The organism is Coxiella-like endosymbiont (genome assembly GCF_030643785.1).
Lineage (GTDB): Bacteria > Pseudomonadota > Gammaproteobacteria > Coxiellales > Coxiellaceae > Coxiella.
The window spans coordinates 1,058,077-1,070,985 of sequence record NZ_CP094378.1 but is presented as its reverse complement, the minus strand read 5'-3'; the positions used below and the strand labels follow the sequence as shown (position 1 = coordinate 1,070,985).

Sequence of the window (12,909 nt, the reverse complement as noted above, 5' to 3'; positions counted from 1 at the left end):
TTCTATGAAAATTTGGGGAACAGCCTTCTGGATTTTTAGGGTATCTGATCTGCCTTTATCTGATGAGTCTATGCTAGAATTATTCTTTTGAAGACTATAGGAGGTGGATTAGCAATGAATAAAAAAAGTTTAATTCTTATTGCGATCCCCTCTTTAGATATTGGGGGAGCTGAAAAACATCTGCTTCGAATCTTACCCTTATTAAAGCAACGAGGTTACAATATAGCTTTGTACGTCACTAACCATCGGGGGATTATGTATGAGGAAATGATTGCTGCGGAGGTTCCTGTTATTGCGCCGCCTTTCTGCGAATTCTTAAACAAGTTAGGTAAAATTGGAAAGCCTTTTATATATTCTGCTTCGATACTTAACCTATGCTTAGTTATTTTTAAATATCGACCTTCAATTCTCCATTTTTTCTTGCCGGGTACCTATTTGTTAGGAACCGTTAGTGGGTTAATGATGCGTGCGCCATGCATGGTGATGAGTCGGCGTATTACTAATGAATATTATAAAATACATCCTATTATTGCCCAAATAGAACCGTTCTTGCATAAACGAATGAGAGCAATATTGGCAACATCGTTACGAGTGCGAGATGACCTTTTAAAAGAGGGGGTTTCTTCAAATAAATTGGGATTAATTTACAATGGTGTAAATCTAGATAATTATCAAATTTCCTATAATAAAACTGCTATTAAACGCTCGCTCTGTTTAGCCGAAGATGATTTTATTATCATAAATGTAGCAAATTTATATAAAAGAAAAGGCCAAGAGGATCTTTTACACGCATTAACTTTAATTAAAGAAAAATTGCCAAAAAAATGGAAATTATTATGTATAGGAAGAAATGGGGGGAAAGAGAAGCGTTGGAGGATTTGCGTGATCGCTTAAATTTAAAAAACCAAGTTATATTTCTAGGTCAGCGGCACGATGTTTCTCAATTATTGGCCATTTCTGATGTGGGAGTTTTAAGTTCCCATGAAGAGGGATTCTCGAACGCTTTACTGGAATGTATGGCCAGCAGTTTATCTATGGTAGTGACAGATGTGGGAGGTAATGCAGAGGCTGTGATTCATCACCAATCGGGATTAGTAGTTCCACCTAAGGAGCCGCAACAGTTGGCTGGAGCATTATTAACATTAATAACGGACGAGGAAAAACGAAAAGAGTACGGACAAGCAGCTAGGGAACGGGTTGCGAATCATTTCAGTTTGCAGACTTGCGTGGATCGTTATGATCGGTTTTACCAAGCGTTGTTACAAGCAGATTGTCATCGGGCTATGGAAGCTGTTGCAATAGAAAAAAGATAAAATAATATGTGTGGAATTGCAGGTTTTTGGGACTTTCGCCGGTCTCGTCGAAAAGAGCAATATCTTAAAATCGTCACTACGATGACGAACCAGCTTTTATCGCGGGGTCCAGATTCGGCAGGAGCCTGGTGTGATGAAACCACAGGTTTAGTTTTTGGGCATCGGCGTTTAGCCATTGTTGATCTTTCTTCGGCAGGGCATCAACCTATGATCTCTCAATCGGGAGATTCTGCTATCATTTATAATGGAGAAATTTATAACGCGCCTTCAATTCGCTCCGAATTAGGAAAATTAGGTGTTTTTTGTCGCAGTTCCACGGATACTGAAGTTCTTTTAGAAGCTTGCGAGTACTGGGGCCCCGAAGCTGCTGTCAAAAGAATGAACGGAATGTTTGCTTTTGCCTATTGGGATAGGCGCCAACAAAAAATTTATCTTGTTCGTGATCGTTTAGGAATTAAACCTTTATTTTGGGGATTAAAGAATAATATTTTTTATTTTGCCTCTCAGTTGAAAGCACTAATTGTTCATTCGGATTGGCAAGGGAGCATCGATCGTCAAGCATTAACGTCTTATTTTCGATTTAATTATATTCCGGCTCCATTATCTATTTATCAAGGGATTTATAAATTAGAACCAGGCCGTATCCTTATCATTGATGCTAACCAACATTTAAGTGAAAAACAATTTTGGTCGTTGGAAACTATCTGTCAGAATCGTGTTCTTGCATCTTTCAATGAATTTGAAGCTCTCGAAAAAATGGATTATTTATTACGCGATGCTGTCAAATGTCGGATGTATGCTGATGTTCCTTTAGGCGCTTTTTTATCCGGTGGAATTGATAGTTCTACCGTAGTATCTTTGATGCAAACACAGAGCGCAAAACCTGTAAAAACATTTTCAATTGGCTTCCATGAATCTTCATATAATGAGGCCACTTATGCAAAAGCTGTTGCTCAGCATTTAAAAACTGAGCATCACGAATTATATTTGCACGTTGATGAAGCGGAAAAATTAATTCCCCAAATTCCTGAATGGTATGATGAACCTTTTGCAGATTCCTCTCAAATTCCAACGTACTTGGTTTCTCGATTAGCAAGAGAACATGTGACTGTCAGCTTGTCGGGGGACGGAGGAGATGAGCTGTTTGCGGGCTATAATCGCTATATTTTAGCGGAAAAACTATGGTCGCGCCTAGCTAGTCTTCCTTCTCCTTTCAAGAAATCAGCAAGTAAATTAATTGGCTCTTTTCATCCTGCAACATGGGATAAAATTGCCAAAATTATTCCTAGACGTTGGCGACCGTTACGGGTAGGTGATAAAGCGCATAAACTTGTTGCTCTTTTAATGCAGTCGTCTGATGATCTTTATAAGAACCTCGTAAGCTTTTGGGAAAGGCCGGAGGAACTAGTAGTGGGTGGATCAGAAATTTTGTTGTGGCCGCGGACTATTAATCCTTTAAATTTTGTTGAACAAATGCAATATGTCGATTCGATTACCTACCTGCCAGATGATATTTTAACAAAAGTCGATCGAGCCAGTATGGCTGTTAGTTTAGAAGTAAGGGTTCCTTTGCTCGATTATCGATTAGTGGAATTTGTGTGGACATTGCCTCTGCAATTTAAATTGCGAAATGGAGAAACCAAATGGCTCTTGCGTCGAATATTAGAACAATATGTTCCTGCACCACTTTTTGAGCGTCCCAAAATGGGATTTGGTATTCCTATTAATTATTGGTTGCGAGGGCAATTGAGAGAATGGGCAGAAGATCTTCTTTCCGTTCGCAAATTACAGGAAGACAATTTATTAAATTTTCAATTAATTCGCCAGCGTTGGGAAGAGCATTTATCAGGAAAAAGGAATTGGCAATATTCACTATGGGGTGTTCTTATGTTTCAACTATGGCGAAAGCGGAATTGAAAAAAAAATTATTAAAAAAATTATTAATAGTAGTTAGCGGTGCAAAATTCTTTATTTCCCATCGCTTAAGTTTAGCTCAAGCCGCAAAAGCAGCAGGCTACGATGTCCATATCGCAACTCCAGATTATAACGAGCAAATTAGCAAGGCAGGTTTAGCGCATCACGCAATTATACTTAATCGTGGGAGTTTAAATCCTGCCAAGGACGTAGGTGCTTTTTTTTCTTTATTACGATTATACAGGAAATTAAAGCCCGACATTGTTCATCATGTCACAGTTAAACCTATTTTATATGGAGGAATTGCTGCTCGATTAGCTCGAATTCCGGCAGTGGTAAATGCTTTCACAGGACTTGGATTTATATTCATTGCTCAATCGCGGTTTATGAGATTACTTCGTAAAATGATGCAAAAAGGCTATCAGTTAGCTTTTGGTCACCAAAATATGCGAGTTATTTTTCAAAATAAAGATGACCAAGAATATTTTATCCAGGCCAACATTTTAAAAGAGAATAAAACTATTTTGATTCCAGGGTCGGGCGTATGTATGAAGACCTTTTATCCTATTGATGAGCCTGCTGGGCTGGTGCGGGTGGTGTTGGCTTCACGGTTGCTTTGTGATAAAGGAGTGGGTGAGTTTGTTGATGCTGCTCGATTACTTAAAAAACGCAAAGCAAACGCTCAATTTGTTTTAGTGGGTGCTATTGATGCAGCTAATCCTGCTGCTATTTCTGATGTCCAATTGGAACAGTGGAAAAAAGAAGGACTTATTGAATGGTGGGGCGAACGAACTGATATGCCACAGATTATGCGTGAAGCGCACATCATATGTTTGCCTTCTTATCGGGAAGGTTTGTCCCGTGTGCTTATAGAGGCGGCTGCGAGTGGACGTGCAATCGTCACTACAGATGTTCCTGGTTGTCGAGACCTCGTGCACGATGGTGAAAACGGTTTATTAGTGCCTATGAAAGATAGCGAAGAATTGGCTCTAGCCATTGAAACCTTAATTCAAAATCCATCGCTTCGAAAAGAAATGGGTTTTAAAGGGCGGGCAATGGTAGAAAAGGAACACGAATTGAAACGAATTATTGAACATACTTTGAATTTATACGAAGAACTTAGTGGACAGCAATGCCATAAAATTCTAAATACCAATCAATAAAATTTTTGATCCCTTCCAGTAAGGAGGTTTTTGGTCGGTAGCAGAAATCATTTTCGAGAAGAGAAATATCGGCATAAGTCTGGGGAACATCACCGGGCTGAATAGGTAGAAAATTTTTAATGGCTTTTTTTTAAGAACTTTTTCCAAAACTGCGATGAAATCTAATAAAGGAATCGGATTATTGCTACCAATATTATAAATTTGATAAGGAGCTTTGCTCCTTGCAGGGTTACCTGTCGTCCATGTGAGATTCGGTTTAGGCGGCTGATTTAAAGTAAAAAGAATACCTTCCACAATATCATCGATATAGGTAAAATCCCGCAGCATATTTCCTTGGTTATAAACATCGATTGGTTCATCAGCTAGTAGGCAACGGGTAAATTTGAATAAGGCCATATCCGGCCGCCCCCAAGGACCATAGACCGTAAAAAAACGAAGTCCTGTACAAGGAAGATGAAATAAATGAGCATAACTGTGGGCCATTAATTCATTGGCTTTTTTTGATGCCGCATACAAAGCAATGGGGTGATCCACACTATCACTTTCTGAAAAAGGGTATTTTTGATTTGCACCATATACGGAACTGGAAGAAGCAAAGACAAGATGTTTAACGGATTGATAACGGCATCCTTCCAAAATATGTGCAAAACCTACTAAATTAGCATCGACATAAGCATAAGGGTCTGTAATGGAGTAACGAACACCTGCTTGAGCAGCGAGATGGACCACACGATCAAAGGTTTGCTGTTGAAATAAATCGGACATGCCCGGACGGTTCGCAAGATCTAATTTAACGAAATTAAAGTGAGAGAAGTTTTTTAATTGAATTAAACGGGCTTCTTTTAATTTAACATCGTAATAGGGATTTAGATTATCCAGTCCGGTAACAGCCTCACCTTGTTCCAATAAGCGCTTGGTTAAATGAAAGCCAATGAAGCCTGCGCAACCGGTGACGAGTATTTGCACTTAAAGCCTCCACAAAGTAATGCCATTCCCTTTGCATTCTTTGAAGTTGAGCAATCCTTTAACATCAACAATAAGTGAATGATGTGCCAATTTGACATGATACGCTTCCAGGCTAAAGTGTCGAAATTGATCGTGGGCGACAGCAACGATAATAGAATCAACGTTTGAAATATCTTCCCATGGCTTTAATTCAATATCGTAAAGTCTTTTAGCTTCTTCAGGATCAGCGATGGGATCGTGAACTATACAGTTGACGCCATAATCCGATAGCTCATGGATAATATCAACTACCTTTGAATTTCGAAGGTCAGGACAGTTTTCTTTGAAAGTGAGACCCAAGATGGCGACTGTAGCGTCTTTAATAGTGTAGCCAGCGTGAATCATTTGTTTAATAGTCTGTTTCGCCACATATTTTCCCATATTATCGTTAATGCGCCGACCAGCCAAGATAACTTCAGGCTGGTAACCGTAACGTTGTGCTTGGTAGGTAAGGTAATAAGGATCGACGCCAATACAATGTCCTCCCACCAATCCTGGTCTGAAGGGTAAAAAGTTCCACTTCGTTTGAGCGGCAGCCAACACTTCTTGGGTATCTATGTTCATGCGTTGAAATATAATTGCTAGCTCGTTCATTAAAGCTATATTCAAATCGCGTTGGGTATTTTCAATTATTTTAGCAGCCTCGGCTGTTCGAATATTAGGAGCTCGATAAATACCTGCTGTTACCACACTTCCATAGACGTAGGCAACGATATCCAATGTTTGCGGATCAGAACCTGAAACTACTTTAGTAATTGTTTCAAAACGATGTGTTTTATCACTGGGATTGATTCGCTCAGGGGAATATCCGAGCGTGAAATCCGTACCGAATTTTAATCCTGAAATAGCTTCAAGTACGGGTGCACAATCGTCTTCAGTAGCGCCAGGATAAACGGTTGATTCAAAAACTACAATATCGCCCCGTTTCAAATACTGACCGATGGTTTCCGATGCATTTAAGAGCAAACTTAAATCAGGATGATTTGAGCAATTAATAGGAGTAGGTACGGCAACGATATAAAAATCCACCTCGGCGAGATCATCAGGATTATCAGTAAAATACAATTGACAGTCGCGTAATTGTTGTGAATCTATCTCGTCACATCCGTCATAACCTTGTTTAAGAGCATGAATGCGGGCAGAATTCTTGTCGTAAGCGATAACATGCTGTGTACGGCCGAAAGCTACAGCGACAGGAAGGCCCACATATCCGAGGCCAATGACGGCAATTTTCCTTATGATCTCACTCATGTTGCCGGATTGTATCGCAAGTTCTTAGGAAACAGCAATTCATTTTCAGGAGCGTCTTAATGAAAGTAAGCGTTTATGGAGCAGGCTATGTTGGTTTAGTTAGTGCTGTTTGTCTGGCAGATCTTGGGCATGAAGTTTGTTGTTGTGATGTGGATGAAAAGAAAATCACTCAACTTAAACAAGGCCTTTCTCCTTTATACGAGCAGAATCTAGATGATTTATTAATTAAAAATTTAAAGTTGCAACGAATATTTTTTACCAGCCATTCCGAAGAAGCTGTCAAGCATGGGGTTGTCCAAATTATTGCTGTTGGTACGCCCTCGATGGGAGATGGAGGAGTGGATATGCGATTTGTTAATCAAGTCGTGCAAAATTTGAGTGGTCATTTATCTGATTATGCTGCGATAGTAATGAAGTCGACGGTGTCAGCAGGTACGGCTGATCGCATCCTTCAGCAAATTGCTAAGGGCCTTCAAAAAAGAAGACTCGCTATTGAATTCGATGTTGTTTCTAATCCTGAATTTTTGAAAGAAGGAACAGCAGTTAAGGATTTTCTAGAACCCGATCGAATAGTTGTGGGGATTAGTAACGAGCGAGCAGCTAGTCAAATGAGAGAGCTTTATAGGCCCTTGATCGAAAATGGTCGGCCTTTTGTAGTGATGGATCAACGCTCTGCTGAACTTGCAAAATATGTATCGAATGCTTTTTTAGCAACGAAAATTAGTTTCATTAATGAAATCAGTTATTTTGCAGAATATTTCAATGCAAATATCGAAAAAGTAAGAACAGTCTTGGGATTGGATTCGCGAATTAACCCCGAATTTTTTAATCCTGGGTGCGGTTTTGGTGGTTCCTGTTTTCCGAAAGACTTACTAGCTTTACAAAAAATTGCGAAATCCGCTGCTATTCCGGTCTCACTTATTGATTCTGTCCTTGAAATTAACGAGCGCCAAAAATTAATTTTGTATCAAAAAATTCGTCGTTATTTTAAAGACAAATTGCAAGGTAAGGTTGTGGCACTTTGGGGATTAGCATTTAAACCGGGCACCGATGATGTTCGTTTCGCATCCAGTCGAAAATTAATGGAAAGTTTATGGTCCGCAGAGGTTCGAGTTCAAGCTTATGACCCTTTAGCTATGGAAAATATTCGGCAGATCTATGGAGAATCTACTCGTTTGAAATTATGTCAAGATCCTTATGCAGCGCTGGACAATGCCGACGTTTTAGTTATTGTAACGGAGTGGGATGAATTCAAGAATCCTAATTTTGCTCGCATCAAAGATAAATTACACTATCCTGCAATTTTTGATGGTCGCAATCTTTATCAGCTTGAGCAAGTTTCGAAGTGGGGATTTGATTATTATGCGATTGGATTTACCCACTATAACAATTTAAATCTCTCAAAAGTAAGTGATTAGGTATAATTAAGAGGGACACTGAAATATGGAAATAAAAAATCAGGTGTCAGTAATTACAGGAAGTGGCTCCCGGGCGGGGGATGGGTGCCGGGAAACGGTTCGCTTTTTGCATTAGATTTGCATCAGAAAGGAGCGAAAGTAGCCTTGCTAGATAAACAATTTAATTGTACAAAAGTACTGGTCGATGAGTTAAATGGCCGATGAGTTAAACAGATTCGCAATCGAATGTGATGTGAGTGATGCCCAAAGCGCGAAACAAGCAATTGAAGCAATGATTAACGAATTTCGAGCCATTATTACCATCTGATTATTACCATCTGCATTAACTGTGTAGGCATTGCACCTGATTTTCTTATTATTACTCGCGATCGAGCTATCCCCTTAGAGAATTTTCAGCGAGTAATCGAAGTTAATCTCATCGGCACGTTTAACATATTGCGATTATGTGCTGAACAAATGATGAAACAGGAAGTTCTCGATAAAGAGGACGAACGTAGGGTCATTTCAATACCGCTTCTATAGCCGCGTACGAAGGTCAAATCGGCGAAGGTCAAATCGGCCAGGCAGTTTTTACAGTGCTTCTAAAGGGGAAGGTGTTGTATCATTGACCTTACCTGCAGCTCGTGAATTTAGCAAATATGGAATACGAATTATGGCAGTTGCACCGGCGTTATTGCTACGTCAATGATGGAAAATATGCCTAACGAGGTACAAAAAAGCTTAACGAGGTAAAAAAGCTTAGCTGTTTTCCGTTCCATTTCCTCCTCGTTTGGGCCTTCTGGCTGAATATGCACAGCTCGTTGGGGAAATTATTCGGAATCCCTCTTCCCTATTTTGAAATATTTGAAAACGGTAGCGTTATTCGTCTCAATGGATCGCTTCGTTTTTCGCCTAAATGAAGGAATCATGACAGGTTCGGACTATGAGCGGAATTTCGTTGGCAGGTGGTTATGGAACTCAGCTCTACCCTATTGACTATGGCGATGAGTAAACATTTACTGCCTTTATTATAACAAACCGATGATCTATCATTCTCTAACGACATTGATGAGAGCGGGAATCCGGAAAATTCTGGTGAGATTACCCATCCTCGTGAAATGGGCTGTTATCAAAAAATATTAGAGGACGGCTCTCAGTGTGGACCTCGATATAAGACCCAACCTAAACCCGTAAATATTGTAAAGAATTTTGTTTTAGCAGAAGAATTTGTTGGTGAGCAATCTTTATGTTTGATATTAGGTGACAATATTTTTTTGCGGCCATGCGCTATCTCATTTATTAACTCAAGCTCAGTTGAGTTTACTAAAAGCATTTACCTGCCTTGTCAAAGAAACCGATTGAGAAACCCATTAATAGCAGTTCGAAACATGCTATAATAAGTCTTTATTTTTATAATTCTAATGTTTTTAAGCTCATTCGTTCGATTAAAATAGAAGATCGTGAAAAATTTACTGTAACTGATTGGAATCAGCTTTATTTAGAAAGTAAAAATTTAAACATTATTCCTCTGCCGTCCGAAATTCGATGGTTTAATGCTGGCGCTCATGAGGTACTTCTTGAGGTAGCTAATTTTGTAAGTATGTGTGAACGAGAAGATAACTCCCTTGTAGGTTGTCCAGAAGCAGTTGCTTGGCAATGCCATTAAATGGCATTACATTATATTAATGATCAACAATTAAAATGCCTGATAGATATAGAAAAAATGGGACTTATGAGCCTTATTCTCAGAAATTATTGATTTTAGGAGTATCTCGCGATAGGGTAATTTTATGAAGCGATTAACGGATATGCCTGAGTGGCAAATGTTAAAATTAAAATTTTCGAAATTAGCAAAAACTCATATGCGCGACATGTTTGCTAACGATCCACACCGTGGTGAAAATTTCAGTTTAGAAGCGGCAGGTCTGTATTTAGATTATTCTAAAAATAGAATTGATGCAGAAACCCTGCATTTGTTTGGTAAGCTTGTTGAAGCGTGTAACCTTCGGAATCAGATGGAATCTCTTTTTGAAGGAAAATTAAGAAAAGGTTCGATGAAAATATCAGTGGTTCACCCAGCCCTACGTAACCTCGATCTTTTCCCTATAAACCTGGAAGGTGGAAATTTCACTGCAGAAGTGAAAGCTTCTTGGGAAAAACTTAAAAAAATTTCAGAGCGAATTCGGGAAGGAGATTATAAAGGATTTACGGGGAAACCCATTATCGATATTGTTAATATTGGAATGGGAGGCTCCTTTTAGGGCAGCAGATGACTTATTATGCGCTTAAGCCTTATACAAAATCTACTTTGTGTTGTCATTTTATTTCTAATTTAGATGCAACTAATGCGGAAGAAGTTTTGCAACGCCTTGATCCGGAAACGACCCTCTTTATTATTACCTCAAAATCTTTAACAACAAAAGAAACTTTAGAAAATACCTCACGGGCTAAGCGATGGCTCATGCAAGCTGCGAAAGAGGAAAAATTAATACGTCCCCATTTTATGGCAGCAACAGCAGCTCCAGGTAAAGCATATGAGTTAAATGTCCCAACGGAAAATGTTTTTATTATGTGGCCCTGGGTTGGAGGGCGATTTTCCGTTTGGTTGTCGGCGGGACTGTGTGTGGTAATGGCAATTGGTTGGGAAAATTTTTACAAGTTTTTGTCAGGCGCTCATGCAATGGATAAACATTTTCGGAGTGCTGAATTCCTTAAAAATATGCCTGTTTTATTAGCATTACTCTCTATTTGGTACATTAATTTTTTTGGTAATCAAACTCAAGCGATTATTCCTTACAGCCAACGGTTGTATTATTTGCCGAATTATCTCAAACAGTTGCATATGGAAAGTCAAGGGAAAAGCGTTCAAATAGATGGGTCGCCTGTTAACTACGATACAGGTCCTGTAGTTTGGGGAGGAGTTGGGACAGATAGCCAGCATAGTTTTCACCAACTCTTTATGCAAGGAACCTTCCGAGTTCCTATTGATTTTATTGCGGTACTCAAGCGGAATAATGAAGCGGGTTGCCAATTTTCTTTGCTTGCTAATTGTTTGGGACAAAGTGAAACTTTGATGCGAGGATATGATAAAAAAACACTAATTGCCCATTTAATCGCTCAGGGTTTTAATATTCAAGAGGCCGAAAAACTTGCTTCTCAGCGTGAAATTAGAGGAAATAATCCTAGCAATACTATTGTTATGGAGAAGTTAACGCCCTATACATTAGGTTCTTTGTTAGCTTTGTACGAACATAAAGTGTATGTTCAAAGTGAAATTTGGAATATTAATGCTTTTGATCAATGGGGGTAGAGCGGGGGAAGCGTTTAGCGGAAGATATTTTAGCATCTTTTGAAGGAAAGATTGATTCTTTCTCTTTTGATAGCTCCACGACGCATTTAATTAATTATGCGATGAGTAAAAATAAAAACACGGAAACTGTTTCATGAAAAAGATCACTACGGCTATTTTTCCTGTAGCAGGTTTGGGGACTCGTTTTTTGCCAGTAACAAAAGCCAGTCCAAAGGAGATGCTACCGATTGTAGATAAACCTATTATCCAATATGCCGTAGAAGAAGCGATCGGAGCAGGAATTACTCATTTAGTATTTGTGACAAGCAGTAGTAAGCATGCTATTGAAGACTACTTTGATAGCAATTATGAATTGGAAATGCGCTTACAATCGAGGGGAGAATTTAACGCATTAAAATTAGTTCAAAATATTTTGCCTAAAGAAGTGAGTGTAAGTTATGTGCGCCAATCCCATCCTTTAGGGTTAGGAGATGCTGTCCTATCGGCCCGTCACGTGGTGGGAGATCAGCATTTTGCAGTATTGTTACCTGACGATATTATTGATTGTAGGGAAAAGAGCTGTCTTCAATTGATGACCAGCATTTACGAAAAATATCACGCGAATGTCATTGCTGTTGAGCATGTAGCGGCTAAAGAAGTAGACAAATACGGGATTGTTTCAGTGAGGGAGGATCAAGGAGTAAAGCGAATCACCGGAATGATTGAGAAGCCCCCTATAGGAAGCGCTTCCTCTGATTTGGCGGTCACAGGACGTTATATCTTATCCCCCGGTATTTTTAAATACTTAGATATGATAGAACATGGAATTGGAGGAGAAATTCAGCTTACAGATGCTATTGTAAAGCTTATGCAAGAAGAACTAGTTATTGCTTACCCTTTTGAAGGACGTCGTTATGATTGTGGCAGCCGCTTAGGATTCCTTCAAGCAACTATTGCTTATGCCTTGGAACGTAATGAATTTAAAGAGCCCTTGCGGACCTATCTATCAGAATTACTTACTGCAGTATGTATAGACGTTTCAATGACTAACCTTTGAACTGATCGATGCTTGGTTTAAAAAAAGCGCTAAAAATTTCTGTTTTTATTGAAGTATTCTAGAATATTTATTTGGTAAAAATATGGATATCACTCATCGTAGGACGTCGCCATAAACCATACCGCTTTTTAAATATCAATATGTTTTAATGTTTTTCTATTCTATTTGCTCTACCTTTTTCTGCAATGAAACATTCATTTTTCCCGTTTAGTGGGTTACGTGAGAGGTGAGACTGGATTCGATCTTTACTGTTTTTCTTTTTATTTTTTTATACTGATGATATACGGTGTGCGACTTTCTTTACTAATGAGTGTTCCTTTTTGTAAAGTATTTTATGTTTGTAAAGCATTTTATGTGAGCATTGGTTATGGACTTAATAATATCTTGCCATTCCGTTTAGGAGATATATTTAAAATTTATGTTAAGAAACGATTTTATGGGATTTAAAAGAGCCACACTTTAGCGGCTACGCTGATGGAACGCTATTTTGATTTAATTATGCTTCCTTATTTTAGAAGCT

Annotated in this window: 7 protein-coding genes and 3 pseudogenes; 8 read left to right on the top strand and 2 right to left on the bottom strand. The window is 38.9% G+C overall.

What is annotated here, in order from left to right; translation table 11 throughout:
• The first annotated feature begins 114 nt into the window (after positions 1-114).
• The 3 genes and pseudogenes from MRH55_RS05615 (at position 115) to MRH55_RS05600 (ending at position 4,390) form a co-directional block, all read left to right on the top strand.
• Positions 115-1,313, top strand: a pseudogene (locus MRH55_RS05615) (glycosyltransferase family 4 protein).
• A 6-nt stretch (positions 1,314-1,319) separates the two neighbouring features.
• Positions 1,320-3,230, top strand: coding sequence for an asparagine synthase (glutamine-hydrolyzing) (asnB, locus tag MRH55_RS05605; protein ID WP_304985246.1), 1,911 nt, complete (start codon positions 1,320-1,322; stop codon positions 3,228-3,230).
• Positions 3,212-4,390, top strand: coding sequence for a glycosyltransferase family 4 protein (locus MRH55_RS05600; protein WP_304985245.1), 1,179 nt, complete (start codon positions 3,212-3,214; stop codon positions 4,388-4,390). The genes asnB and MRH55_RS05600 overlap by 19 nt, the downstream gene beginning before the upstream one ends.
• Here the strand turns inward: MRH55_RS05600 and MRH55_RS05595 are convergent.
• Both MRH55_RS05595 and MRH55_RS05590 read right to left on the bottom strand, forming a co-directional pair.
• Positions 4,347-5,356 (bottom strand): annotated as a pseudogene (locus tag MRH55_RS05595) (NAD-dependent epimerase). The gene MRH55_RS05600 and the pseudogene MRH55_RS05595 sit on opposite strands and share 44 nt — an antisense overlap.
• Positions 5,357-6,646: a nucleotide sugar dehydrogenase gene (locus tag MRH55_RS05590; protein ID WP_304985244.1), complete on the bottom strand. Its 1,290-nt coding sequence runs from the start codon at positions 6,644-6,646 to the stop codon at positions 5,357-5,359. It abuts the pseudogene before it with no gap.
• 59 nt (positions 6,647-6,705) lie between these two features.
• Here MRH55_RS05590 and MRH55_RS05585 point away from each other — a divergent pair, with 59 nt between their 5' ends.
• The 5 genes and pseudogenes from MRH55_RS05585 (at position 6,706) to galU (ending at position 12,389) form a co-directional block, all read left to right on the top strand.
• Positions 6,706-8,064 (top strand): UDP-glucose dehydrogenase family protein, encoded by a 1,359-nt coding sequence (locus MRH55_RS05585; protein ID WP_304985243.1) that lies wholly within the window; start codon positions 6,706-6,708, stop codon positions 8,062-8,064.
• Positions 8,065-9,161: 1,097 nt separating this feature from the next.
• A complete protein-coding gene (locus MRH55_RS08185; RefSeq protein WP_500784508.1) occupies positions 9,162-9,440 on the top strand; it encodes a hypothetical protein in 279 nt (92 codons plus the stop codon).
• The gene (locus MRH55_RS05580) at positions 9,386-9,709 is read left to right on the top strand and encodes a sugar phosphate nucleotidyltransferase (protein WP_304985242.1); all 324 of its coding nucleotides are present in this window, start codon (positions 9,386-9,388) and stop codon (positions 9,707-9,709) included. Before MRH55_RS08185 ends, MRH55_RS05580 begins: the two co-directional genes overlap by 55 nt.
• Positions 9,710-9,833: 124 nt before the next feature.
• Positions 9,834-11,490, top strand: a pseudogene (gene pgi, locus MRH55_RS05575) (glucose-6-phosphate isomerase).
• Positions 11,487-12,389: a UTP--glucose-1-phosphate uridylyltransferase GalU gene (gene galU, locus MRH55_RS05570; protein ID WP_304985241.1), complete on the top strand. Its 903-nt coding sequence runs from the start codon at positions 11,487-11,489 to the stop codon at positions 12,387-12,389. Before pgi ends, galU begins: the two are co-directional and overlap by 4 nt.
• Positions 12,390-12,909 lie beyond the last annotated feature (520 nt).

Bases quoted from the DNA above. Each gene is read 5' to 3' on its own strand.
- MRH55_RS05600 (WP_304985245.1), top strand. From the start codon at position 3,212: ATGGCGAAAGCGGAATTGAAAAAAAAATTATTAAAAAAATTATTAATA.
- MRH55_RS05585 (WP_304985243.1), top strand. From the start codon at position 6,706: ATGAAAGTAAGCGTTTATGGAGCAGGCTATGTTGGTTTAGTTAGTGCT.
- asnB (WP_304985246.1), top strand. From the start codon at position 1,320: ATGTGTGGAATTGCAGGTTTTTGGGACTTTCGCCGGTCTCGTCGAAAA.
- MRH55_RS05590 (WP_304985244.1), bottom strand. From the start codon at position 6,646: ATGAGTGAGATCATAAGGAAAATTGCCGTCATTGGCCTCGGATATGTG.
- MRH55_RS08185 (WP_500784508.1), top strand. From the start codon at position 9,162: ATGGGCTGTTATCAAAAAATATTAGAGGACGGCTCTCAGTGTGGACCT.
- galU (WP_304985241.1), top strand. From the start codon at position 11,487: ATGAAAAAGATCACTACGGCTATTTTTCCTGTAGCAGGTTTGGGGACT.